The sequence below is a fragment of the Pseudarthrobacter sp. B907 genome, assembly GCF_040137805.1.
GTDB lineage: Bacteria > Actinomycetota > Actinomycetes > Actinomycetales > Micrococcaceae > Arthrobacter.
Genome location: NZ_JBEEQE010000002.1, coordinates 201,336 through 226,154, shown reverse-complemented (window position 1 = coordinate 226,154; position 24,819 = coordinate 201,336). Strand labels below are relative to the sequence as shown.

Sequence of the window (24,819 nt, the reverse complement as noted above, 5' to 3'; positions counted from 1 at the left end):
TTACCCATGGCCATTTTGAATATCCGCATCATCGGGGACCCTGTGCTGCGCACAGTTGCCGATCCCGTGACGGAATTCGGGCCTGAGCTGGCGAAGCTCGTTGCCGACATGACCGAAACCATGGAGGACGTGGAGGGCGCCGGCCTGGCCGCGCCGCAGGTCGGCATCAGCCAGCGGGTCTTCACCTACCGCATCCGCGGCGTCGAGGGACACATCATCAATCCGGTGCTGGAAAACAGCGAGGACTTCCAGCCGGACGAGGTGGAAGGTTGCCTGTCCATCCCCGGCCTGGGCTTCCCGGTCCGCCGGCACCGCACCACCCGGGTCACCGGCGTCGACGTGCACGGCAACCCCGTGGAACTGGAGGGCGAGGGAATGCTCGCCCGTGTCTTCCAGCACGAGACCGACCACCTGGACGGAATCCTGTTCACCGACCGGCTCGAGGGCGAGGACCGCAAAGCGGCGCTGCGCGCCATCCGCAACGCCAACTACGACTCCATCACCGAACAGACGACGTCGAAGCGGGCCAAGACGGTCGGCACCAGCTTCGGAGGCGGCAGCTTCGGCGCCGGCTCCTCCTTCGGAACCGGCCAGTGAGGGTTCTCTTCGCGGGAACCCCGGCCGTCGCGGTACCGTCGCTGGACGCCCTCGTCGCCGCCGGGTTCGACGTCGTCGCCGTGCTGACCCGGCCGGACGCCCCGCTGGGACGCAAACGCGTGCTGACACCCTCGCCGGTCGCCGCCCGCGCCGCGGAACTCGGCATCGACGTCATCCACGCCGCCAAGGTCGACGCCGCCGTAACGGCCCGGATTGAGGCGGCCGCGCCCGACGTCGCCGCGATCGTGGCCTACGGCGGGCTCATCCCGCGGGCGGCCCTGGACATTCCCCGGCACGGCTGGATCAACCTGCACTTTTCGCTGCTGCCGGCCTGGCGCGGGGCGGCGCCGGTGCAGCGCGCCCTGATCGCCGGTGACGACATCACCGGCGCCGTGACCTTCCGGCTCGAAGAAGGCCTGGACACGGGACCGGTGTTCGGCACCCTGACCGAGGCCGTGGGACCTGAGGACACCGCGGGGGAGCTGCTGGAGCGCCTCGCGCACAGCGGCGCCGTGCTGCTGACCCAGACTCTTTCGGCCGTCGACGCCGGCAAGGCCACCGCCGTCCCGCAGCAGGGCGACGTCAGCCTGGCCCCCAAACTCACCCTCGAGGACGGCCGCCTCGACTGGCAGCAGCCGGCCCTCGCGCTTGGCCGCCGGTCCCGCGGAGTCACGCCGGAACCCGGAGCCTGGACCACCCTTGGCGGCCAGCGCGTGAAGCTCGAACCGGTGCTGCTCCGGCCCGGGGCGCAGCCGCTGCGCCCGGGCCAGCTGGCCCTGGACGGGAAAGCTGTCCTGGTCGGGACCGGCTCGCACCCCGTGGAACTCACCCGGGTCCAGCCCGCGGGCAAGAAAATGATGACCGCCGCTGACTGGGCGCGCGGACAGGCAACACTGGAAAGCGTGGTCTTCGAATGAGCGAAACCGGATCCAACGGCAACCGTGGACAGGGGCACGGCGGCCGCGGCGGCGAAGGCCACCGGGGCCCCCGGGGCGGGGTGAAGCGGAACGCGCAGGGCCGGGAACGGAACCGCGGTCCGCAGCGCGGCTTCAGCGAAAACGCCCCCTCCCAGCGCACCCGGCGCGCCGACCCGGCCCGGCTGGTGGCCTTCGAGGTGCTGCGCGCCGTGGCCGCCGAGGACGCCTACGCGAACCTTGTGTTGCCGGCCCGGATCCGGCACCACGGACTGGACAAGCGCGACGCCGGGTTCGCCACCGAACTGAGCTACGGGGCCCTCCGCGGCCAGGGCACCTACGATGCGATCCTCGCCCGCTGCGTGGACCGCCCGCTCGAGCAGTTGGACCCGGCCATCCTGGACGCGCTGCGGATCGGCGCGCACCAGCTGCTCGCCATGCGGGTGCCTGCGCACGCCGCCCTCGACGAGACCGTGGGCCTGGCCCGCGCCGTGATCGGCGCCGGACCGTCCGGGCTGATCAACGCCGTCCTGCGCAAGGTCTCCGCGCACACCCTCGAGGAATGGCTGGACCTGCTGCTCAGCGACGAGCAGGACCAGACCAAGGTGGCGTCCGTCCGCTACGCCCACCCCGAGTGGATCGTCCGGGCCTTCCGGCAGTCCCTCGTGGCGCACGGGCGCCCGGTCACGGAGATTGACGAGCTCCTGGAAGCGGACAACGCGGCACCCGTGGTGAACCTCGTTGCGCTGCCGGGCCTCGGCAGCCTCGACGAAGCCGTGGAAAGCGGCGCCACTCCGGGGGAGCTGGTCGAGGGATCGGCCCTCTCCAGCGGCGGGGACCTGGGCCGGCTCGCCTCCGTGCGGGACGGCAGCACCCGCGTCCAAGATGTCGGCTCGCAGCTGGTGGCCCGGGCCCTGGCGTCGGTGGACTTGTCCGACGCCACCGCGGGCGACGGCGGCGACGGCGCCTCCGCGTCCGACGGCGCCTCCGCGTCCGACGACGCCACCACGGCCGGCGGCGAACGCTGGCTGGACCTCTGCGCCGGCCCGGGCGGCAAGGCAGCCCTCCTGGGCGCCCTCGCGCGCCAGCACGGCGCCACCCTGCTCGCCAACGAACCCGCACCGCACCGCGCCAAACTGGTCCGGCAGGCCCTCTCCGCGGTGCCGCACGAGGTCTGGCACGTCCGCACCGGCGACGGCCGCGAGGTCGGATCCGAGATGGCCGAAAGCTTCGACCGGGTGCTGGCGGACGTGCCGTGCACCGGCCTGGGCGCGCTGCGCCGCCGCCCGGAATCCCGCTGGCGGCGCACCCCCAAGGACCTCGTGGACCTCGGCCCCCTGCAGCGCGAACTGCTCAAGTCGGCGCTCGACGCCGTCAAGCCCGGCGGTGTGGTGGCCTACGTGACCTGCTCGCCGCACCCGGCCGAGACCACCGCCGTCGTCAGCGACGCGCTGCGCAAGCGCGACGACCTTGAACTGCTCGACGCCGGCGCCGCCCTCGACGCCGTCAGCCTCACCGGGCACCTCGAGGCCGGCCACGAACTCACCGCCCAGCTCTGGCCGCACCGGCACCGGACCGACGCCATGTTCCTGGCGCTGATCCACAAGAAAGCCTGAGCCTCGGGCCATACTGGCACCAGCTACCTGATCTTCCGACCGGCGCAACCACAAAGGACACCCATGGCCTACTGCTGCATCAACCCCAGCATCCTTTCGGCGGACTTCGCGAACCTCCAGTCCGAGCTGCACAAGATCAGCACCGCCGACGCCGTGCACGTGGACGTGATGGACAACCACTTCGTGCCGAACCTCTCGCTCGGCCTGCCGGTGGTCCAGCGCATCCAGGAAGTCAGCCCGATCCCGCTGGACGCCCACCTCATGATCGAGCACGCCGACCGCTGGGCCCCGGCCTACGCCGACGCCGGCGTCGCGTCGGTGACCTTCCACGCCGAGGCGTCGATCGCGCCGGTGAAGCTGGCCCGCGAACTGCGGGCCCGCGGGGCGAAGGCGGGGATCGCGCTGCGCCCCGGCAGCGCGGTGGAGCCGTTCCTGGACATGCTCGGGGAGCTGGACATGATCCTCATCATGACCGTGGAGCCCGGCTTCGGCGGCCAGGAGTTCCTGGACCTCACGCTGCCGAAGATCCGCCGGGCCCGGGCGGCCATCGACGCCTCCGGGCTGGACGTCAGGCTGCAGGTCGACGGCGGCATCACCGAGGAGACCATCTGGCGTGCCGCCGAGGCCGGCGCCGACGTCTTTGTCGCGGGCTCCGCCGTCTACGGCGCCGATGACCCGGCCGACGCGATCGAGCGGCTGCGGGCCGCGGGCCGGCGCTAACCGGCCGAAACATGACGCAAACTGCGCTCTCCGGCCGGCGGGAATAGCCGGACGGTACCCGCGGTTGTGTCAGAATAGCTACACACATACGTGCTCCGGGGTCGGTGTAAGTCCGAACCGGCGGTTATAGTCCGCGACCCGCGAGCCGGAACTTTCCGCAAGGAAGGCTGCCGGCGGACGGTTGAACCGGTGGAACTCCGGTACCGACAGTTAAAGTCTGGATGAGAGAAGCACGTACAGCTGTTACTGCGGCGCCCTCCCGGCGCCGCGGAATTGCGCTGTCGTATACCCCCGGAGCCATCGCGGTTCTTGAGGGAAGGAACGACACACACACATGAACCCCTTGCGATGGCTCTTCGCCGGCTCGGCGGCCCAACGGGCCGCGGCGGACGGCACATGAGCCTCCAGCAACCGGCCGCCGGGCCGCAGGAACACCCGGCCCAGGAAGACTTCGACGCCGCCGGTTTCAGCGCGGCCGAGACGGCCGCCATGAACGTTGCCCTCGCAGCCGCGGCGCAGGGCCCGCGCGGGGCGAACCCGCTGGTGGGCGCCGTCGTGATCGGAACCGACGGCGCACCGCTGGTCACCGGGTACCACCGCGGCGCCGGCACCCCGCATGCCGAGGCCGACGCGATCGCGCAGGCGGCAGCCGCCGGGCTGGACCTCACGGGCACCACCATGGTGGTCACCCTGGAGCCGTGCAACCACTGCGGCCGCACCGGCCCCTGCGCCCAGGCCATCATCGACGCCGGCGTGGCCGACGTCGTCTACGCCATCGACGACCCGCACGACCCGGCCGCCGGGGGAGCCGCCACCCTGCGCGCCGCCGGCGTCCGGGTCCGTTCCGGCCTCGGCGCCGTCGCCGCCCTGGACCTCAACCGCCGCTGGTTCGACGCCGTCGCCGCCAAACGGCCGTTCGTCACCCTGCACATCGCCCAGACCCTGGACAGCAGGATCGCGGCCAGTGACGGGACCAGCCAGTGGATTTCCAGTCCGGAGTCCCTCGCGGACAACCACGCCCTGAGGGGCCGGATCGACGCGATCCTGGTGGGCACCCAAACCGTCCTGGTCGACAACCCGCGGCTCACCGCCCGCAACCCCGGCGGCGAACCCGCGGACAAGCAGCCGCTGCGCGCCGTGATGGGCCTGCGGGGGATTCCCGGGGACGCCGCGGTCAACGGCGACGACGGCAAGGTGCTGCACCTGCCCACCCGCGCACCCCGCGAGGCTCTGGACCGGTTGTTCGACGCCGGCGTCCGGCACCTCATGGTCGAAGGCGGATCCCGGATCATCAGCGCATTCCTGGCCGCCGGCCTGGTCGACGAGCTGATCGTCTACCTGGCCCCCACGCTGCTCGGCTCCGGCACGCCCGCCCTGGACGACCTCGGCATCGGCACCCTCGCCGACGCCCAGCACTGGGACTGGGATCACGCCTCGGGCGGCGCCGTGCAGATGCTGGGCCGCGACCTGCGGCTGCACCTTCGGCCCGCCACTAACACTTCATCCGATTCCACCCCGCGCAGTGACGCGGACACCGCCGCAGGAGGCAACTGATGTTTACCGGAATTATCGCCGAACAGGGGAAGGTGCTGTCCGTCGAGCGCGACGGCGACACTAGCGCCACGCTGCGCCTGCACGCCCCCGAAAGCACCGCCGGGCTGGCCCACGGCGGCTCGATCGCCGTCAACGGCGTCTGCCTGACGGCCACGGACATCAATGGCACGGACTTCAGCGTCGACGTGATGGGCGAAACCCTGGTCCGCAGCACCATCGGCGCACTGGCCGCGGGGGACCCCGTCAACCTGGAACGCTGCGTCCCGGCCGGCGGCCGGCTCGACGGCCACGTCGTGCAGGGGCACGTCGACGGCGTCGGCGAACTGCTCGAACGCGAGGCGCTCGGGAACTGGGACAGGCTGCGCTTCGCCGTACCCGCACCGCTGGCACGCTACATCGCCGAGAAGGGCTCCATCGCCGTCGACGGTGTGTCCCTGACCGTCACCGCCGTCAGCCCGGCGCCGGAGCCGGCCCCGTGGTTCGAGGTCGGCCTGATCCCCACCACCCTGGCCGAGACCGGGCTGGGCGCCAAGGCCGTGGGTGGCCGCGTCAACCTTGAGGTGGACGTCCTGGCCAAGTACACCGAGCGGCTCCTGGCCTTCGCCCCCGCCGCACAGACCCAGGCGGCCGCATCATGAACCGGCTGCAGGACACCCCCGGAACCGCCGTCGACGCACCGGCGCTGGACCCGATCGAGGACGCCATCCGCGCCATGGCGGCCGGACGGCCCGTGCTGGTGGTCGACAACGAGGACCGCGAAAACGAAGGCGACATCATCTTCGCGGCGCAGCACGCCACCCCCGCCCTGATGGGCTGGACCATCCGGTACAGCTCCGGGGTGATCTGCGTGCCGCTGACCAGCGAGCAGGCCGACGCGCTGGAACTGCCGCCCATGGTGGCCATCAACCAGGACGCCAAGGGCACCGCCTACACCGTGTCCTGCGACGCCGCCATTGGCGTGAGCACCGGAATCTCGGCGACGGACCGGGCCCTGACGGCCCGGATCCTGGCCGATCCGACCAGCCGGCCGAATTCCCTGACCCGTCCCGGGCATGTTTTCCCGCTGCGCGCCGTTAAGGGGGGTGTGCGGGAGCGTCCCGGCCACACCGAGGCAGCAGTGGAGCTGTGCCGGCTGGCCGGACTCGAACCCGTGGGCGTGATTGCAGAACTGGTGCACGACGACGGAGAAATGATGCGGCTGGACGGACTTCGCGGCTTTGCCCTCGAACACGGCTGCCCGCTGATCTCGATCGCCGACCTGGTGGCCTACCTGGAGGCCGGTCACACCGGCAGCGCCGCGGCGGAATCCGCCTGACACCCTGGACTGAGGAGAAACAATGACGACTTCTGAAGCGCAGCCGGCCACCCCGGCGCAGCAGCCGCATCCGGTCAGCGGCGGACCGATCGTCCAGCTGCCCACCGCCTATGGCGACTTCGTGGCGCAGGCCTGGACCGATCTGGCCACCGGCGCCGAACACCTCGCCGTCAGTTCCCCGCTGCCGGCCGCCGACGGCCAGGCGCCCCTGGTCCGGCTGCACTCCGAATGCCTCACCGGGGACGTGTTTGGCTCCTACCGCTGCGACTGCGGCGAGCAGCTGGCCTACGCGCTGGAGATGATCCACGAATTCGGCGGCACCCTGCTCTACCTGCGCGGCCAGGAAGGCCGAGGCATCGGCCTGGCCAACAAGATCAAGGCCTACGCCCTGCAGGAGGCCGGCTTCGACACGGTCGAGGCCAACGAGCAGCTCGGCCTGCCGGTGGACGCCCGCTGCTACAAGGCCGCGGCGCAGATCCTCGCCGAGCTGGGCCTGCACGAGATCCGCCTGCTGAGCAACAACCCGGACAAGCAGGACCGGCTGGCCCAGGCCGGCGTGCGCGTCGTCGAGATGGTCCCCACCGAGGTGCCGTCCCGCGAACAAAACCTGCGCTACCTGCAGACGAAAAAGGACCGGATGGACCATCGGCTGGTCCTGGACATGGAGCCGGCAGCACCAGCCGCCGGCCAGCGCGGGTTCGAGCACGAACAAGACTGAGCACCCCGGTATCTGCCACAGCACCACCCCCTCCCACACACTCCACAGCAAGGACAACGCATGAGCGGCCACGGCGCCCCCCAGATCGACCTCACCACCTTCAACCCCGAGGACACCTCCCGGCTGAAACTCGCCATCGTTGCCGCGAGCTGGCACACCCAGATCATGGACGGACTGCTCGACGGCGCGCTGCGCGCCGCCAAGGAGGCCGGCATCGGCGAACCGACCGTGCTGCGTGTCCCCGGAACCTTTGAACTCCCCGTCGCCGCGGCCCGGCTGGCGCCGCACTTCGACGCCGTCGTCGCGCTCGGTGTTGTGATCCGCGGCGGAACGCCGCACTTTGAGTACGTCTGCGAAGCCGCCACGCTCGGCCTGACCGAGGTCAGCGTCCGTACCGGTCTGCCAGTGGGCTTCGGTGTGCTGACCTGCGACACCGAACAGCAGGGCATCGACCGGGCCGGCCTCCCGGGCTCCACCGAGGACAAGGGACACGAGGCCGTCACGGCCGCCCTGGCCACCGCCGTCACGCTCCAGCAGTATTCCTAGCCTGTGTATTCCCTCACATCCGGGCCGTCATCCGGCGGCCCGGCAGGCGGCGTCTTGCCGTGAGCAAGTAGGCTGGAGGGCGTGAAGAATTTCGAGTCGCTGTTCGCAGAACTGAGTGAGAAGGCAGCCACCCGCCCGGAGGGCTCCCGCACCGTCGCCGAACTGGATTCCGGAGTCCACGGCATCGGCAAGAAAGTCGTGGAGGAAGCCGCCGAGGTCTGGATGGCTGCCGAGTACGAATCCGACGAAGCCGCCGCGGAAGAAATTTCGCAGCTGCTCTATCACCTGCAGGTTCTGATGCTCGCCAAAGGACTCAGCCTGGAAGACGTCTACAAGCATCTCTAGCCACGTCGCGCCGCCCGCCGCGGAAGCGAATCCGCGCGGACCCCGGAGCACCACGTGGCCCGCTGTGCCTGCACCGATGACTTCCTAACCAGAAAGACCTTCCCCATGCTGAGAGTTGCCGTCCCGAACAAGGGATCCCTGTCCGAAGCCGCCTCGGCCATGCTCGCCGAGGCCGGCTACCGCCAGCGCCGCGACAGCCGCGAGCTGGTTATGGTGGACCCGGACAACGACATCGAGTTCTTCTTCCTCCGCCCCCGCGACATCGCTGTCTACGTCGGCCAGGGCACCCTGGACGTGGGTATCACCGGCCGCGACCTGCTGCTCGACGCCGAGGTGGATGCCGAGGAGCTGCTGCCCCTGGGCTTCGCCGCCTCCACCTTCCGGTTCGCCGGCCCGGTGGGCGACTTCACCGCCATCGAACAGCTTGAAGGCAAGCGCCTCGCCACCAGCTACGACGGACTGCTCCGCGGCTACCTCGCCCAGCGCGGCATTAACGCGAAGGTGGTCCGGCTCGACGGCGCCGTCGAATCCTCCGTCCGCCTCGGCGTCGCGGACGCGATCGCCGACGTCGTCGAAACCGGCACCACCCTCAAGGCCGCCGGGATGGAAATCTTTGGCGAGCCGATCCTGAACTCCGAGTCGGTCCTGATCGGCCGCAAGGGCGAGCAGAACCCGGCCACCGAGGTCCTCATCCGCCGACTCCAGGGCGTCCTGGTGGCCCGCCAGTACGTCCTGATGGACTACGACATCCGCAATGAGCTCGTGGAGCAGGCCGCCGCCCTGACGCCCGGGCTGGAGTCGCCCACCATCTCGCCGCTGCGGGACTCGGACTGGGTGGCCGTCCGCTCGATGGTGCCCAAGAAGGACACCAACCGGATCATGGACGAGCTCTACGACCTCGGCGCCCGCGCCATCCTGGTCAGCAGCATCCACGCCTGCCGGATCTAGGGCGGCCGTGAAGACTTCAGCCGCCAGCAACCGCCAGGACCAGCCATGACCGTCGCCGTCCGCGTTATCCCGTGCCTGGACGTCGACGCCGGCCGTGTGGTCAAGGGGATCAACTTCGAGGGCCTGCGCGACGCCGGTGACCCGGTGGAGCTCGCGCACCGCTACGACAACGGCGGCGCCGACGAACTGACCTTCCTCGACGTCACCGCCTCCTCGGGCAATCGCGAAACCACCTTCGACGTCGTCCGGCGCACCGCAGAGGAAGTCTTCATTCCACTGACCGTCGGCGGCGGCGTCCGCGGCGTGGCCGAGGTGGACAAGCTGCTGCGCTGCGGCGCGGACAAGGCTGCGATCAACACCGCGGCCGTGGCCCGGCCCGAGGTGATCGACGAGATCACCCGGCACTTCGGCTCCCAGGTCCTGGTGCTCTCCCTCGACGCCCGGCGCACCCGCCCGGGCGCCCAGCCGACGCCCTCCGGCTTCGAAGTCACCACCCACGGCGGCCGCCAGGGCACCGGCATCGATGCCCTCGCCTGGGCCCGTGAGGCTGCCGACCGCGGCGTCGGTGAGATCCTGCTCAATTCGATCGACGCCGACGGCACCAAGGACGGCTTCGATCTCGAACTCATCCGGCTGGCCCGTGCCGCGGTGAAGGTGCCGCTGATCGCCTCCGGCGGCGCCGGCCGTCCCGAACACTTCCCGCCGGCCGTGGCTGCCGGCGCCGACGCCGTGCTGGCAGCCTCGGTCTTCCACTTCGGCCCGCTGGACATGATCGCCCAGGTCAAGGCCGCGATCCGCGAGGCAGGCTTCGAAGTCCGCTGACCCCACCCTGATTAAAGCAACGCGGGGTCACTGGGCGCCCATCCCGAAGGGGAATATGGGCGTTAAGTGACCCCGCGTTGCTGTGTTTGGGGGAGCGGGAGGCGACTAGAGCCCGACTTCGGCTGACTGCAGCAGCGCGACGGCGTCGGGCTGGCCCTCGAAAGTCACCAGCGCGTGCCGGGTCCGGCCGTGGGCGTGCATCAGTAGTTCGCCCGGTTCGCCGACGATCGCCACAGAGACGGGGGCGCGCTTGGCCACATGCCGGGGGCCGGACGGGCTCACCAGCACAATGCCCAGGTCCACGCCGCGGTAGAGGATGGCCGCGCGCTTGACCAGTTCGTCCCAGAGAGCGTCGGAGTAAGCCTCGTCCAGGGCGCGCGGCGCCCAGCGGTCGACCGCGCGGCGGACGTCTTCGGTGTGGACGAAGTATTCGATCAGGTTGGAGCTCTCGTCCAGGGCCTTGATCCGCATCGGCGAGAGCGCGGGCGGCCCGGCGCGGAAGGTGTTGACCAGCCGGGCGTAGGCTTCCGGGGTCTTGATCGTGGCGGCGAGCTCGGCCGTGGCCTGGTCCGAGGCCTTGGAGAGTCGCATGATCAGCAGCCCGAGCCCGACGCGGGCCTTTCGCTCCCGCAGGTACAGGTGCGCGGCAAGATCACGCGTCTGCCAGCCCTTGCAGAGCGTGGGGGAGTCAGGACCGGCCGCCAGCAGGGTTTCGGCCAGGACTTCTCGGGACGGATCGACGAAATGCATCACTTGTGAAACTAGCACGAGACGCCCGCCGGTGTGCACAGGAAGCCCCGCCGTTTTGGCCGCAGCGGGCTATTGGCACGCATGTTAAGCGCGGGGCCGCCGGCGCCGGGCGGCCACCGGCCCGGAGGCACTAGACTTGAGCTGATGTCTGAGCAGCCTGCCCCCGCCCCCGTCAGCGAAACTCCGCTCCCTGCCGGCCTGGCCGCATCCCTGAAACGGGACAGCGCCGGCCTGGTGGCCGCGATCGTCCAGCAGTTCGATACCAACGAGGTGCTGATGCTCGGCTGGATGGATGACGAGGCGCTGCATCGCACCATGACCACCGGGCGGGTCACCTTCTACTCCCGCTCGCGGCAGGAATACTGGCGCAAGGGCGACACCTCCGGCCACGTGCAGTGGGTGAAGTCCCTCGCCCTGGACTGCGACGGCGACGCGCTGCTGGTCCGGGTCGACCAGGTGGGCGCGGCCTGCCACACCGGAACCCGGACGTGCTTCGACGGGCGCGCGCTGGACGCCGTCGTCGGCAACGCGGACTAACCCGGCGCCCCCTCGTTAACCCGGTGCAGGCCCGGGCCACCCCGCGCCCCGGCATTTCCCAAGCAACAGACCAAGAGAACAGGCGGAACACAACAGCCATGCAGGACCTTGGAATCATCAGCCCCGGCCTGGACGAGTTCCGGGAACTCGCCGGCCACAGCCGCGTCATCCCGGTCCGGCTGAAGGTGCTGGCTGACGCCGAAACCCCGATCGGGCTGTACCGCAAACTCGCCCAGGGCCAGCCCGGGACCTTCCTGCTGGAGTCCGCCGCGGTGGGCGGTGCCTGGTCCCGCTATTCCTTCATCGGCGCGCGGTCCCGCGCCACCCTCACCACCAAGGACGGGCAGGCACACTGGCTCGGCCAGCCGCCCGTCGGCGTCCCGCTGGACGGCAGCCCGGTCGACGCCATCCGGGACACCGTGAAGGCGTTGCACACCGAGCGCTTCGACGGCCTGCCGCCGTTCACCTCCGGCCTGGTGGGGTTCCTGGGCTGGGAAACCGTCCGGCACTGGGAAAAACTCACCAGCCCGCCCGAGGATGACCTGGACCTGCCGGAAATGGCGCTGAACCTCGTCACCGACATGGCCGTGCACGACAACATGGACGGCACGGTGCTGCTGATCGCCAACGCGATCAACTTCGACAACAGCTCCGAACGCGTCGACGAAGCCTGGCACGACGCCGTCGCCCGGGTGAAGGCGCTGCTGGCAAAGATCAGCACCCCCACCGAGCAGCCCGTCTCCGTGCTGCAGCCCGCCGCGCTCGACTTCGCCTCCAGCGTGCAGGAACGCTGGGACGAAAACGACTACCTCGCCGCCCTGGACCGCGGCAAGGAGGCGATCGTCGACGGCGAGGTCTTCCAGGTGGTGATCTCGCGCCGCTTCGAAATGGACTGCGGTGCCGACCCGCTGGACGTCTACCGGGTCCTGCGGAACACCAACCCCAGCCCCTACATGTACATCTTCAGCCTCGAGGACGCGGGCGGACGCCAGTACTCGATCGTGGGTTCCTCCCCGGAGGCCCTCGTGACGGTCACCGGCGAGGAGGTCATCACCCACCCGATCGCCGGCTCCCGGCCGCGCGGCAAGACCATTGAGGCGGACAAGGCCCTCGCCGAGGAACTCCTCGCTGACCAGAAGGAACGCGCCGAGCACCTCATGCTGGTGGACCTGTCCCGCAACGACCTCTCCAAGGTCTGTGTGGCCGGAACCGTTGACGTCACCCAGTTCATGGAAGTGGAGCGCTTCAGCCACATCATGCACCTGGTCTCCACGGTGGTGGGCAAACTCGCGCCGACGGCCACCGCCTACGACGTGCTCAAGGCCACCTTCCCGGCCGGCACGCTCTCCGGCGCCCCCAAACCGCGCGCGCTGCGCCTGCTGGACGAACTGGAACCCCACCGCCGCGGCATCTACGGCGGCGTGGTCGGCTACCTCGACTTCGCCGGCGACATGGACATGGCCATAGCCATCCGCTCCGCGCTGCTCCGCGACGGCCGCGCCTACGTGCAGGCCGGCGGCGGCATCGTGGCCGACTCCGTCAACGCCACCGAGGCGCTCGAGACCGTCAACAAGGCCGCCGCCCCGATGCGGGCCGTGCACACGGCGCAGTCATTGCGGAACATCACCGCGGACACTGTTCCCGACGCCGGGACGGAGCAGCCATGACCGGCGCCGCCGGCACCATCAAGAGCACCAGCCCGGCCGTTCCGCGCTGGGCCCGGAAGTCCACCCTGGTCCTGGTCATCGCCGCGCTGGCGCTGGCCGTCTTCGGCACCACCACCCAGACCTGGCTGACGGTCCAGCTCGATCCCGGCCAGCTGGGCCAGGGCGTCAGCCAGAACGGCCTGCAGGTCCAGGGCAGCAAGGCCGCCACCACGGTCACCGCCCTGGCCCTGGTGGCCCTGGCCGGCGGACTCGCCGCGTCGATCGCGGGGCGCATCGCCCGCTGGGTCATCACGGCGATCATCCTGCTGGCCGCCGCCGGCATTGTGGCCGCGGCCGTGACCGTGCTGTCCGACCCGCTGGCCGCGGCGCAGGGATCCATCGCCGCCGCCACCGGCATCAGCGGCAGCAACGTCCAGGTGGCGCTCACTGCGTTCCCGGTCCTCGCCGTCGCCGCCGGTGCCCTGCTGGGGGTCAGCGCCCTCGCGATTGTGCCCGCCGGACGGTACTGGAAGAGCCGGACGAAGTACGACGCCGCCGCCACCGGCGCCGTGACCGGCCCCGCGCAGCCGGCCGACGAGATCGACAGCTGGGACCGGCTCTCCCGTGGCGACGACCCCACCTGAGCCGCGCCCGCTGGCGCGGCCCGGCAGCCCGCCCGGTAACGCGGCCAATGACGCCGCCAAAAAATGGCAGAATGTAAGCAGTATTGATCCTGAGGAGAATTCCATGAGCAAAGCCCCTGTTTCCGCACCCAAGCCCGCCGCCGGCACCGGCGTCTACGACGGCGTCGACCACAGCGAGCCCACCGGCCACGGCAACAGCCCGGCGGCCTGGACCACCGTGATCATCATGCTGGTCGGCGCCCTCATCGCCTGCATCGCCTTCGTGATAGCCAACACCCCGATCTTCATCGCCGGTGCCGTCGTCATGCTGGTCGGCCTCGTGGTGGGCTTTGCCATGCGCAAGGCCGGTTACGGCGTCGGCGGCAGCAAGCTGAAGAACTCCGGCCACTAGGAGTGAGCGTTCTCGATGACATCAATGCCGGTGTCAGGGAGGATATGGAGGCCCGCCAGCGCCTCGTAACGCTCGCCGAGCTGAAGGACCGTGCCGCGGCAGCAGCCCCGGCGCGAGACGCCTGGGCCGCCCTGGGCGGGCCCTCGGACCGGAACCAGCTCAAGGTGATCGCCGAAATCAAGCGGCGCAGCCCCTCCAAGGGCGCGCTGGCGAGCATCGCGGACCCTGCCTCCCTTGCCGTGCAGTACGCCGACGGCGGCGCGGCCGTGATCAGCGTCCTGACCGAACAGCGCCGGTTCAACGGCTCACTCGCCGACCTCGACGCCGTCCGGGCAGCCGTGGACATCCCGCTGCTGCGCAAGGACTTTATGATCGACGAATACCAGATCTGGGAGGCCCGTGCCCACGGCGCCGACCTGATCCTGCTGATCGTCGCCTCGCTTTCCGACGCGCAGCTGCACGAGTACAGCGCCCTCAGCCGCGAGCTGGGAATGAACGTACTCGTCGAGACCCACACCGCCGGCGAAGTCGAACGTGCCGTGGCCGCCGGGGCCCGGATCATTGGCGTCAACGTCCGGAACCTCAAGACGCTCGACGTCGACCGCTCCGTCTTCGCGGAGATCGCCGCCGGCATCCCCGCGGGAGCCCTCGTTGTGGGCGAATCCGGGGTCCGCGGCGTCGACGACGTCCGGCACTACGCGGCCAGCGGCGCCAACGCCGTCCTGGTGGGCGAGGCACTGGTCAGCGACGCAACCCCGCGCGAACGGATCGCCGAATTCATGGCCGCCGGAGCCGAAGAAATCGCCGCACGCTCCTGACCCGCGGCCGGGCCGGGGAACCGGCCGCAGACCGCGGTACGTCCGTGCGGAACCTAAGACCTAGATAGCAGTGGAACAGGATGGTGAGACTGATGGTCGATGCGCCAGCAGCCGGCTCAGACGAAAACCCCGTGGACGCCTTCCTGGAGGGCAGCCGGCCGGATGAGGACGGACCGCAGAGCGCGCCCTCCCTGCGCCACGCCCCGGGACCCTACTTCGGCTCCTACGGCGGCCGCTGGATGCCCGAGTCCCTGATCGCCGCGCTGGACGAGCTCGAGGACACCTTCGAGAAGGCCAAGGCGGACCCCGAATTCACCGCCCAGATCGCGGACCTGAACAAGAACTATTCCGGCCGGCCCTCCCTGCTGACTGAGGCCAAGCGCTTCGCCGAGCACGCCGGGGGAGTCCGCATCTTCCTCAAGCGCGAGGACCTGAACCACACCGGCTCGCACAAGATCAACAACGTGCTGGGCCAGGCTCTGCTCGCCAAGCGCATGGGCAAGACCCGGGTCATCGCCGAGACCGGCGCCGGCCAGCACGGCGTCGCCAGCGCCACCGCCGCCGCCCTGCTGGGCCTGGAGTGCGTGGTCTACATGGGCGCCGAGGACTGCCGCCGCCAGGCCCTCAACGTGGCCCGGATGGAGCTCCTCGGGGCCACCGTTATTCCGGTGACCAACGGGTCGCAGACGCTCAAGGACGCCATCAACGAGGCGCTCCGGGACTGGGTGGCCAACGTCGGCAACACCCACTACCTGCTCGGCACGGCCGCCGGGGCGCACCCGTTCCCGGCCATGGTCCGCTACTTCCACGAAGTGATCGGCGAGGAGGCCCGCGCCCAGATCCTGGAGCAGACCGGCCGGCTGCCGGACGCCGTCTGTGCCTGCATTGGCGGCGGCTCCAACGCCATCGGCATCTTCCACGGCTTCCTGGACGATCCCTCGGTGAAGATCTACGGCTTCGAGGCCGGCGGCGAGGGCGTTGAAACCGGCCGGCACGCGGCCACAATCACCCTGGGCAAGCCCGGCGTGCTGCACGGAGCCCGCTCCTACCTCATGCAGGACGACGACGGCCAGACCATCGAGTCGCACTCCATCTCGGCCGGCCTGGACTACCCGGGCGTCGGACCCGAGCACTCCTACCTCGCCGACATCGGCCGGGTCAGCTACGCGCCCATCACGGACAGCGAAGCCATGGAAGCCTTCCGGCTGCTCTGCCGCACCGAAGGCATCATCCCGGCCATCGAATCCGCGCACGCCCTGGCCGGCGCCATGAAGGTGGGCCAGCGGCTCGCCGCGGAAGGCCCCGCCGCAGACAAGATCGTGGTCGTGAACCTCTCCGGCCGCGGCGACAAGGACGTGGCCACCGCCGCGGAATGGTTCAACCTGCTGGACAAGGATTCGCCCGAAGCCGAGATCGCCCAGGAAGGGGAGCAGCTGTGAGCACCGACAACAGCCCCGAAACCAGCACCGGGAGCACGGCTCCCGGCGCCAGCAAGTCCGCGGCCGCCATCGACCGGGCCAAGGCCCAGGGCCGGTCCGCCCTCATCGGCTACCTGCCCGCCGGCTACCCCAGTGTCGAAGACACCATCGCCGCGGGCATTGCCCTGGCCGAAAACGGCGCCGACCTGATCGAGATCGGCATCCCCTACTCCGACCCGGTGATGGACGGCCAGGTCATCCAGGCCGCCACCACCGAGGCCCTCTCCAAGGGCTTCCACGTCAGCCAGGTGTTCGACGTCGTCCGCGGCATCACCAGCAAGACCGAGGCCGCGGTCCTGGTCATGACCTACTGGAACCCCGTGGTCCGGATGGGCGTCGACGAGTTTTCCCGCCGGCTCGCCGAAGCCGGGGGAGCGGGACTCATCACCCCGGACCTGATCCCGGACGAGGCCGCGGAATGGATGGCCGCCTCGGATAAGTACGGCCTGGACCGCGTGTTCCTCGTGGCACCGTCCTCCTCGCCGGAACGGATGAAGCGCACCGTGGACGCCAGCCGCGGCTTCGTCTACGCCGTCTCCATCATGGGCGTCACCGGCGCCCGCACCTCCGTCAGCTCCGCCGCCAAAGACGTCGTCGCCGCAGCCCACGCCGCGGGCGCCGAGCGGGTCTGCGTCGGCCTGGGCGTCTCCAACGCCGGCCACGTCCGCGAAATCGCGGCCTACGCGGACGGAGTAATCGTCGGCACGGCCCTCGTCGCGGCAATCGGTGAGGGCGGCGTGGATGCGGTAGCGTCCTTGACGAAAGAGCTCAGCACCGGCCTTACCAAGGAAGAAGCGTAAGCAATGCAGTCAGTCCTCCACGCGGCAGCGATGGTTCCCGCGAGCATTCCGAGCCCGGACTGGTCCGGCTTCGACATCCCGCTGCCCTGGGGGTCCCTGCGCATCCATGCCTACGCGCTGTGCATCCTGGCCGGCATCATCGCCGGGCTCTGGCTCACCTCGGTGCGCTGGGCCCGCCGCGGCGCGCCTGAAGGCAGCGTCTGGGACATCGCCATCTGGGCAATCCCCTTCGGCATCATCGGCGGCCGGCTCTACCACGTCGTGTCGTCGCCGGACGCCTACTTCGGCCCCGGCTTCGACGGCACCGGCGACCTGTCCCTGATTCCGCAGATCCAGCGCGGCGGCCTCGGCATCTGGGGCGCCGTGGTACTCGGCGCCTTCGGCGCCTGGATCGGCTGCCGCCGGGCCGGGGTGAAGCTCAGCGCGTTCGTGGACGCCGCGGCCCCCGGGCTGCTGCTGGCGCAGGCGATCGGCCGCTGGGGCAACTATTTCAACCAGGAACTTTTCGGCGGCCCCACCACACTGCCCTGGGGACTGCAGATCGACGCCGACAACCCCAACTTCCCGGCCGGCATGCCCGCCGACACCCTGTTCCACCCCACGTTCCTCTACGAGTCCGTCTGGAACCTCGTGGGCGTCGGCATCCTGCTCCTGCTGGACCGCCGCTTCAACTTCCGCCGCGGCCGCCTCTTCTGGCTCTACGCCATCTACTACACGCTGGGCCGCGTCTGGATCGAGGCCATGCGGATCGATGACGCCGAGCAGATCAACCTCTTCGGCATCACCACCCGCCTCAACGTCTGGACCAGCATCTTTGTGCTCCTCGCGGCCCTGGTGGCGTTCATTGTCCTGGGCCTGCGCAAGCGCGACGTTCCGGACAGCCCCTACCTGCCGGGCCGTGAGCCGGAGCCGGCAGCCGTGGCGGAGGACAGCGACGCCGACGCCGATAAGGTTGACGACGACGACGCGGACGTAGACGAGCGGGACGCCGCCCAGGCCGACGACGTCGAACACGACGACGTGAAGGCGGAAGCCAAGGAGGACGCCGTCGAACACGACGACGAGAAGGTCGCGGTTCCTGTCCGCCATTCGGACTCTGCTGTCTCAGATAATGAGTCGCGTGATAATCTCCCGGAGAACCAAAGCGGTCCGCGCCGCGCTCCGGCCCCGGCCGTTGCCGCCGCGGAATCCACCGGCGGCAGCAAAGCCGCCCAGGGAGAACCCGAAGCCGGAGCACCCGGCCGCCGGGCCTCCGGAACCGCACCGGAGGCTGAGGGCACCAAGTAGCTCAGCACCGGAAATCGGGCTGCAGGGCGACCGCCGGCTGGGCCCGAGTCCACAGCGTCGTGGCACCAGGGTGGCAACGGACAGCAGACAGCTGGACGCTATGCAAACCCGGGCCGGCGGCCCGCGTAACTGTTAGTGCAGGAAGCGGCGCTGGCCTACAATTCGAGTAGGAAAATCACGTTGTTGTGCCCGTCACACCGGCGCACCGATTCGGGCCAATGTTGTCCCTCCCATACGCACGATCAGGAGGAAGGACGTCTCCCATGACCCAAACCCTGCACAGCCCCAGCTGGTCCGGTCCGGAACAGCCCGCCACGGCCATCTCGCCGTTCAAGCGGTTCGCGGCGCTGCCCGATGCCGCCGGTCTCTACAACCCGGAGCAGGAGAAGGACGCCTGCGGACTCGCCATCATCGCCACGCTGCGCGGCGAACCCGGCTACGACATTGTGGACGCCGCCCTGACCGCCCTGCGCAACCTCGAGCACCGCGGTGCCGTCGGCGCCGATGAGGGAACCGGCGACGGCGCCGGCCTCCTCATGCAGGTCCCCGACGAGTTCTTCCGCGCGGTCACCGATTTCGAGCTCCCCGCTGCCGGCCAATACGTGGTCGGCACCGCGTTCCTTCCGGCCGAACAGCGCGAGTCCGACGCCGCAAAGGCGGGCATCGAGGGCCTCGCGGCCGATGAGGGCCTGACCGTCCTGGGCTGGCGCGAGGTCCCGATCGTGGCCGACCTCGTCGGCGCCATGGCACGGGCCTGCATGCCCTACTTCGCGCAGCCGTTCTTCGCCTCCAGCACCGGCGAGACGCTCACCCGCAGCGAACTCGACTCCCGGGCCTGGCGGATCCGCAAGCGCGCGCAGAACAAGTTCGGTGTCTACTTCCCCTCGCTGTCCTCCCGCACCATCGTGTACAAGGGCATGCTGACCACCGCGCAGCTGGAGCCGTTCTACCCGGACCTCTCCGACACCCGCTTCAAGACCAAGCTTGCGATCGTCCACTCGCGCTTCTCCACCAACACCTTCCCGTCCTGGCCGCTGGCCCAGCCTTTCCGCACCATCGCGCACAACGGCGAGATCAACACGGTCAAGGGCAACCGCAACTGGATGCGCGCCCGGCAGTCGCAGCTGGCCAACCCGCTGCTGGGGGACAGCCCCGAAGAGCTGTACCCGATCTGCACCCCGGGCGCCTCGGACTCGGCCTCCTTCGACGAGGTCGCAGAACTGCTCTGGCTCTCCGGCCGGCCCATCACGCACTCGATCATGATGATGATCCCCGAGGCCTGGGAAAACCACGCCACGATGGACCCCGCCCGCCGCGCGTTCTACGAGTACCACTCGCTGCTGATGGAGCCGTGGGACGGCCCCGCCGCCGTCTCCTTCACCGACGGCAACCTCGTCGGCGCCACCCTGGACCGCAACGGGCTGCGCCCGGGCCGGTACTGGATCACCGAGGACGGCCTGGTGGTCTTCGCCTCCGAGGTCGGCGTGATCGACGTCGAACCCGCCAAGGTGGTCAAGAAGGGCCGCGTCTCGCCCGGCAAGATGTTCCTCGTGGACACCGAAGCCGGTCGGATCATCGACGACTCCGAGGTCAAGGCCGAGGTCGCCGCGGCCAACCCCTGGGCCGAGTGGCTCAAGGACAACCTGATAGACCTCAAGAACCTGCCCGAGCGCGAGCACGTGGTGCACACCGCGGCCTCGGTCAACATCCGCCAGCGCACCTTCGGCTACACCACCGAAGAACTGAAGATCCTGCTCGGCCCGATGGCCCGGACAGGCGCCGAGCCGCTCGGCGCCATGGGTTCGGACACCCCGGTGGCCGTGCTCTCCAAGCGTCCCCGGCTGCTCTTCGATTACTTTGTTCAGTCCTTTGCACAGGTCACCAACCCGCCGCTGGACGCCATCCGCGAGGAACTGGTCACGTCCCTGACCTGCGCGATCGGACCCAACGGCAACCTGCTGGACACGAAGCAGGTCCGCCAGCCGCAGGTCTCGCTGCCGTTCCCGGTGATCAACAACGACCAGCTCGCCAAGATCGCGAACATCGAGAACGCCGATGGCGACCGGGTCGCCATGAAGGTCCGCGGCCTGTACCGGCCCGACGGCGGCGAACACGCCCTGCGCGCCCGGCTGACCGAAATCTGCGAGCAGGTCTCCGGCGCGATCAACCGCGGCGTCCAGTACGTGGTGCTCTCGGACCGCGACTCGAACGCCCAGTGGGCGCCCATCCCGTCCCTGCTGCTGGTCAGCGCCGTGCACCACCACCTGCTCCGCAGCGCCAACCGCACCAAGACCGCGCTTGTGGTCGAGGCCGGCGACGTGCGCGAAACCCACCACGTGGCCGTTCTGATCGGCTACGGCGCCTCCGCGGTGAACCCGTACCTGGCGATGGAATCGGTGGAGCAGCTCATTGCCTCCGGCGACGTCACCGGGGTCACCCCGCAGGACGGCGTCGACAACCTGATCAAGGGCCTGGGCAAGGGCGTCCTGAAGATCATGTCCAAGATGGGCATCTCCACGGTGGCCTCGTACACCGGCGCCCAGACCTTCGAGGCCCTCGGCCTCGGCCAGGACCTGGTGGACGAGTACTTCTCCGGCACGCACTCCCAGCTCGGCGGCGTCGGCCTCGACGTGATCGCGGCGGAGGTCGCGGCGCGGCACCGGATGGCCTATCCCGAGAACGGCATCGAACTGCCGCACCAGCCCCTGCTGGGCGGCGGCGAGTACCAGTGGCGCCGCGACGGCGAACCGCACCTGTTCAACCCGGAGACGGTGTTCCGGCTGCAGCACGCCACGCGGGAGCGCCGCTACGACATCTTCAAGTCCTACACACGGGGCGTGGACGACCAGTCCACGAACCTTATGACCCTGCGCGGGCTGCTGAAGTTCAAGGACGGCCTGCGCCCGGCAGTCCCGCTCGAGGAAGTCGAGCCGGTCTCCAGCATCGTCAAGCGCTTCTCCACCGGCGCCATGAGCTACGGCTCCATCTCGCAGGAAGCGCACGAGACGCTTGCAATCGCGATGAACCGCCTCGGCGGCAAGTCCAACACCGGCGAAGGCGGCGAGGACGTGGACCGGCTGCTGGACCCGACCCGCCGCTCGGCGGTCAAGCAGATCGCCTCGGGCCGCTTCGGCGTCACCAGCCTGTACCTGACCAACGCCGACGACATCCAGATCAAGATGGCGCAGGGCGCGAAGCCCGGCGAGGGCGGCCAGCTGATGGCCCAGAAGGTCTACCCCTGGGTGGCCCGGACCCGGCACTCCACGCCCGGCGTCGGCCTCATTTCCCCGCCCCCGCACCACGACATCTACTCGATCGAGGACCTGGCGCAGCTGATCTACGACGCCAAGCGCGCCAACCCCTCGGCCCGGGTGCACGTCAAACTCGTCTCCGAGGTGGGCATCGGCACCGTTGCCGCCGGCGTCACGAAGGCGAAGGCCGACGTCGTGCTGGTGTCCGGCCACGACGGCGGCACCGGCGCCTCGCCGCTGAACTCGCTCAAGCACGCCGGTGTCCCGTGGGAGCTCGGCCTCGCCGAGACGCAGCAGACCCTGATGCTCAACGGCCTGCGCGACCGCGTGGTGGTGCAGGTTGACGGCCAGCTCAAGACCGGCCGCGACGTGGTGATCGCTGCCCTGCTCGGCGGCGAGGAGTACGGCTTCGCCACCGCGCCGCTGGTGGTCTCCGGCTGCATCATGATGCGCGTCTGCCACCTGGACACCTGCCCGGTGGGCGTCGCCACGCAGAACCCGGAGCTGCGCTCACGCTTCACCGGCAAGCCCGAATTCGTGGTCAACTTCTTCGAGTTCCTCGCCGAGGAGGTCCGCGAAATCCTCGCGGAACTTGGCTTCCGGAGCCTCGAGGAAGCGATCGGGCACGCCGAAATGCTCGACACCCGCGAGGCGATCAGCCACTGGAAGGCCGAAGGGCTGGACCTGGACCCGATCCTGCACGGGCTCGAGTTCGACGACGACGCCCCGCTGCGCAACCTCACCGGCCAGAACCACGAGCTGGACAAGCACTTCGACCAGCGCCTGATCGCGATGGCCGCCGAGGCGCTGAGCGACCGCACCCCGGTGAAGATCGCCGTCGACGTGATCAACACGGACCGCTCCGTCGGCACCATGCTCGGCCACGTCGTCACCAAAACCTTCAGCACGGACGTGCTGGCCACCGACACGATCGACATCACGCTGACCGGCACCGCCGGGCAGTCGCTCGGCGCGTTCCTGCCGGCCGGTATTACGCTGCGGATGTTCGGCGACTCCAACGACTACGTCGGTAAGGGCCTCTCCGGCGGGCGGATCATCGTCCGTCCGGACCGCACCAACGTGTTCGCGGCGGAGCGGAACGTGATCGCGGGCAACGTGATCGGCTACGGCGCCACGAGCGGCGAGCTGTTCCTCCGCGGCCAGGTGGGGGAGCGCTTTATGGTGCGCAACTCCGGCGCCACCGCGGTGGTCGAAGGCATCGGCGACCACGGCTGCGAGTACATGACCGGCGGCCAGGCCCTTGTGATCGGCCGCACCGGGCGCAACTTCGGCGCCGGCATGTCCGGCGGCACCGCCTACGTCCTGGACCTGCAGACCGAACGGGTCAATAAGCAGGCCCTCGACGCCGGCGAACTGCAGCTGCGCGAACTCGACGCCGAGGACCGCGACATTGTCCACGGACTGCTCGTGAAGCACGTTGAGGAAACCGAGTCGCAGCACGCGGCCCGGCTGCTCGAGGACTTCGACGACACCGCAGCCCGCATTACCAAGGTGCTGCCGCGCGACTACGCGGCAGTGCTGCAAACCCGTCTTGACGCCATCGAAGAGGGCCTTGACCCCGACGGCGAAGAAGTTTGGTCTCGAATCCTGGAGGTGACCGGTGGCTGATCCACGCGGATTTCTGAAAGTACGCCAGCGTGAAACCCAGCCGCGCCGTCCTGTCCCGGTCCGCATCATGGACTGGAAAGAGGTCTACGAAGCCCAGGAAAAGGGTGTCCTGAAGAGCCAGGCCGGCCGCTGCATGGACTGCGGCGTCCCGTTCTGCCACCAGGGCTGCCCGCTGGGGAACCTCATCCCGGAGTGGAACGACCTCGTCTGGCGGGATAAAGGCGAGGAAGCGATGGAGCGGCTGCACGCAACCAACAACTTCCCCGAGTTCACCGGACGGCTCTGCCCGGCCCCCTGCGAGGCATCCTGCGTGCTGGGCATCAACCAGCCGGCTGTGACCATCAAGCAGGTCGAGGTTTCGATCGTGGACCAGGCCTTCGACAACGGCTGGGTCACCCCGCTGCCGCCGGCCAGGCTCTCCGGCAAGACGGTCGCCGTCGTGGGCTCCGGCCCCGCCGGTCTGGCCGTCGCCCAGCAGCTGACCCGGGTGGGCCACACCGTCGCCGTCTACGAACGTGACGACAAGATCGGCGGGCTGCTCCGCTACGGCATCCCCGACTTCAAGATGGAAAAAGAGCACGTGGACCGCCGCCTGGAGCAGATGAAGGCCGAGGGCACCCGCTTCCGGACCGGCGTCTCCGTCGGCACCGACGTCACCTGGGAGCAGCTGCGCCGCCGCTACGACGCCGTCGTGGTCGCCACCGGCGCCACCGTCCCGCGGGACCTGCCCATCCCGGGCCGAGAGCTCGAGGGCGTGCACTTCGCAATGGACTACCTGGTCCCCGCGAACCGGGTGGTGGCCGGCGAGACCGTGGAGAACCAGATCAACGCCGCCGGCAAGCACGTGGTGATCCTCGGCGGCGGCGACACTGGCGCGGACTGCCTCGGCACCGCGCACCGGCACCAGGCCGCGTCCGTGACCACGCTGGCGATCGGCAAGCAGCCGTCCGCCGAGCGGGCCGCGCACCAGCCCTGGCCGACGTTCCCCACCCTGTTCGAGGTGGCCAGCGCCCACGAGGAAGGCGGCGAACGCACCTACCTGGCGTCCACGGTCGAGTTCGTCGGCGAGAACGGCAAGCTGACCGGCGTAAAGGTCGCGGAAACCGAATTCGTCGACGGCAAGCGGCTGCCCAAGGCCGGCACCGAGCGGATCATCCCCGCGGACCTCGTCTTCCTGTCCCTGGGCTTCACGGGCGCCGAACCGGCCGGGATCACCGAGCAGGTCCACGCCGAATTCGACGGCCGCGGCAACGTGGCCCGGGACGGCTACTACATGACCAACACCGAAGGGGTCTTCGTCGCCGGGGACGCCGGCCGCGGCCAGTCCCTGATTGTCTGGGCGATCGCCGAGGGCCGCGCCTGCGCCGCCGCCGTGGACAAGTTCCTGATGGGCAGCACCATTCTCCCGGCGCCCGTGGCGCCGACCGACCGGGCGATCGCCGTTCTGTAGTCCGGTCCCGGCCCCTGCCGGGCCCGGGCCGGCCACCGGCCGT

At 69.8% G+C, this 24,819-nt stretch carries 23 protein-coding genes and 1 riboswitch; of the genes, 22 read left to right on the top strand and 1 reads right to left on the bottom strand.

The features are described from left to right. Window positions 1–6 precede the first annotated feature (6 nt). The 12 genes from def to hisF all read left to right on the top strand — a co-directional run bounded on the left by def (window position 7) and on the right by hisF (window position 10,095). Window positions 7–597: a peptide deformylase gene (gene def, locus ABLI39_RS02615; protein WP_349411812.1), complete on the top strand. Its 591-nt coding sequence runs from the start codon at window positions 7–9 to the stop codon at window positions 595–597. After that, complete coding sequence (gene fmt / locus ABLI39_RS02610) at window positions 594–1,514, top strand: methionyl-tRNA formyltransferase (protein ID WP_349411811.1); 921 nt, start codon at window positions 594–596, stop codon at window positions 1,512–1,514. Before def ends, fmt begins: the two co-directional genes overlap by 4 nt. Then, on the top strand, window positions 1,511–3,127 hold the full coding sequence (locus tag ABLI39_RS02605) for an RsmB/NOP family class I SAM-dependent RNA methyltransferase (protein ID WP_349411810.1): 1,617 nt from the start codon (window positions 1,511–1,513) through the stop codon (window positions 3,125–3,127). The genes fmt and ABLI39_RS02605 overlap by 4 nt, the downstream gene beginning before the upstream one ends. A gap of 63 nt (window positions 3,128–3,190) precedes the next feature. Then, entirely contained in the window at window positions 3,191–3,847 is a 657-nt protein-coding gene (rpe, locus tag ABLI39_RS02600; RefSeq protein ID WP_349411809.1) for a ribulose-phosphate 3-epimerase, read from the top strand. A gap of 86 nt (window positions 3,848–3,933) precedes the next feature. Further along, a riboswitch (FMN riboswitch) is annotated at window positions 3,934–4,085 on the top strand. Window positions 4,086–4,243: 158 nt separating this feature from the next. After that, the gene (ribD, locus tag ABLI39_RS02595) at window positions 4,244–5,401 is read left to right on the top strand and encodes a bifunctional diaminohydroxyphosphoribosylaminopyrimidine deaminase/5-amino-6-(5-phosphoribosylamino)uracil reductase RibD (RefSeq protein ID WP_502935175.1); all 1,158 of its coding nucleotides are present in this window, start codon (window positions 4,244–4,246) and stop codon (window positions 5,399–5,401) included. Continuing rightward, window positions 5,401–6,039, top strand: coding sequence for a riboflavin synthase (locus ABLI39_RS02590; protein WP_349411808.1), 639 nt, complete (start codon window positions 5,401–5,403; stop codon window positions 6,037–6,039). The genes ribD and ABLI39_RS02590 overlap by 1 nt, the downstream gene beginning before the upstream one ends. Continuing rightward, window positions 6,036–6,716 (top strand): 3,4-dihydroxy-2-butanone-4-phosphate synthase, encoded by a 681-nt coding sequence (ribB, locus tag ABLI39_RS02585; RefSeq protein ID WP_349411807.1) that lies wholly within the window; start codon window positions 6,036–6,038, stop codon window positions 6,714–6,716. The genes ABLI39_RS02590 and ribB overlap by 4 nt, the downstream gene beginning before the upstream one ends. Window positions 6,717–6,738: 22 nt before the next feature. Next, window positions 6,739–7,434 (top strand): GTP cyclohydrolase II, encoded by a 696-nt coding sequence (gene ribA, locus ABLI39_RS02580; RefSeq protein WP_349411806.1) that lies wholly within the window; start codon window positions 6,739–6,741, stop codon window positions 7,432–7,434. A 60-nt stretch (window positions 7,435–7,494) separates the two neighbouring features. Next, window positions 7,495–7,980 (top strand): 6,7-dimethyl-8-ribityllumazine synthase, encoded by a 486-nt coding sequence (gene ribH, locus ABLI39_RS02575; protein ID WP_349411805.1) that lies wholly within the window; start codon window positions 7,495–7,497, stop codon window positions 7,978–7,980. 81 nt (window positions 7,981–8,061) lie between these two features. Then, window positions 8,062–8,325, top strand: coding sequence for a phosphoribosyl-ATP diphosphatase (locus tag ABLI39_RS02570; RefSeq protein ID WP_349411804.1), 264 nt, complete (start codon window positions 8,062–8,064; stop codon window positions 8,323–8,325). A 105-nt stretch (window positions 8,326–8,430) separates the two neighbouring features. Then, entirely contained in the window at window positions 8,431–9,273 is an 843-nt protein-coding gene (gene hisG / locus ABLI39_RS02565) for an ATP phosphoribosyltransferase (protein WP_349411803.1), read from the top strand. A gap of 45 nt (window positions 9,274–9,318) precedes the next feature. Further along, complete coding sequence (gene hisF / locus ABLI39_RS02560; protein ID WP_349411802.1) at window positions 9,319–10,095, top strand: imidazole glycerol phosphate synthase subunit HisF; 777 nt, start codon at window positions 9,319–9,321, stop codon at window positions 10,093–10,095. Between the two features lie 105 nt (window positions 10,096–10,200). On the opposite strand, the gene ABLI39_RS02555 is transcribed toward hisF, so the two are convergent. After that, complete coding sequence (locus ABLI39_RS02555) at window positions 10,201–10,845, bottom strand: TIGR03085 family metal-binding protein (protein ID WP_349411801.1); 645 nt, start codon at window positions 10,843–10,845, stop codon at window positions 10,201–10,203. A gap of 144 nt (window positions 10,846–10,989) precedes the next feature. Between ABLI39_RS02555 and hisI the strand changes: the two genes are divergently transcribed. From hisI to ABLI39_RS02505, 10 genes are all read left to right on the top strand, one after another. Further along, window positions 10,990–11,382, top strand: coding sequence for a phosphoribosyl-AMP cyclohydrolase (gene hisI, locus ABLI39_RS02550; RefSeq protein ID WP_349411800.1), 393 nt, complete (start codon window positions 10,990–10,992; stop codon window positions 11,380–11,382). Window positions 11,383–11,480: 98 nt separating this feature from the next. Continuing rightward, window positions 11,481–13,049, top strand: coding sequence for an anthranilate synthase component I (locus ABLI39_RS02545; protein ID WP_349411799.1), 1,569 nt, complete (start codon window positions 11,481–11,483; stop codon window positions 13,047–13,049). After that, a complete protein-coding gene (locus ABLI39_RS02540) occupies window positions 13,046–13,672 on the top strand; it encodes a Trp biosynthesis-associated membrane protein (protein ID WP_349411797.1) in 627 nt (208 codons plus the stop codon). The genes ABLI39_RS02545 and ABLI39_RS02540 overlap by 4 nt, the downstream gene beginning before the upstream one ends. 103 nt (window positions 13,673–13,775) lie before the next feature. Beyond that, window positions 13,776–14,063, top strand: coding sequence for an HGxxPAAW family protein (locus ABLI39_RS02535; RefSeq protein WP_349411796.1), 288 nt, complete (start codon window positions 13,776–13,778; stop codon window positions 14,061–14,063). Between the two features lie 2 nt (window positions 14,064–14,065). Beyond that, window positions 14,066–14,881, top strand: coding sequence for an indole-3-glycerol phosphate synthase TrpC (trpC, locus tag ABLI39_RS02530; RefSeq protein WP_349411795.1), 816 nt, complete (start codon window positions 14,066–14,068; stop codon window positions 14,879–14,881). 92 nt (window positions 14,882–14,973) lie between these two features. Further along, a complete protein-coding gene (gene trpB / locus ABLI39_RS02525; protein WP_349411794.1) occupies window positions 14,974–16,320 on the top strand; it encodes a tryptophan synthase subunit beta in 1,347 nt (448 codons plus the stop codon). After that, the gene (gene trpA, locus ABLI39_RS02520) at window positions 16,317–17,159 is read left to right on the top strand and encodes a tryptophan synthase subunit alpha (RefSeq protein WP_349411793.1); all 843 of its coding nucleotides are present in this window, start codon (window positions 16,317–16,319) and stop codon (window positions 17,157–17,159) included. The genes trpB and trpA overlap by 4 nt, the downstream gene beginning before the upstream one ends. A gap of 3 nt (window positions 17,160–17,162) precedes the next feature. Continuing rightward, on the top strand, window positions 17,163–18,446 hold the full coding sequence (gene lgt / locus ABLI39_RS02515; protein WP_349411792.1) for a prolipoprotein diacylglyceryl transferase: 1,284 nt from the start codon (window positions 17,163–17,165) through the stop codon (window positions 18,444–18,446). Window positions 18,447–18,709: 263 nt separating this feature from the next. Then, window positions 18,710–23,326 carry a glutamate synthase large subunit gene (gene gltB, locus ABLI39_RS02510; protein ID WP_349411791.1) on the top strand — a complete coding sequence of 1,539 codons (4,617 nt, stop codon included), beginning with the start codon at window positions 18,710–18,712 and terminating at the stop codon, window positions 23,324–23,326. Further along, window positions 23,319–24,776, top strand: coding sequence for a glutamate synthase subunit beta (locus ABLI39_RS02505; protein WP_349411789.1), 1,458 nt, complete (start codon window positions 23,319–23,321; stop codon window positions 24,774–24,776). The genes gltB and ABLI39_RS02505 overlap by 8 nt, the downstream gene beginning before the upstream one ends. Window positions 24,777–24,819: the final 43 nt, after the last annotated feature.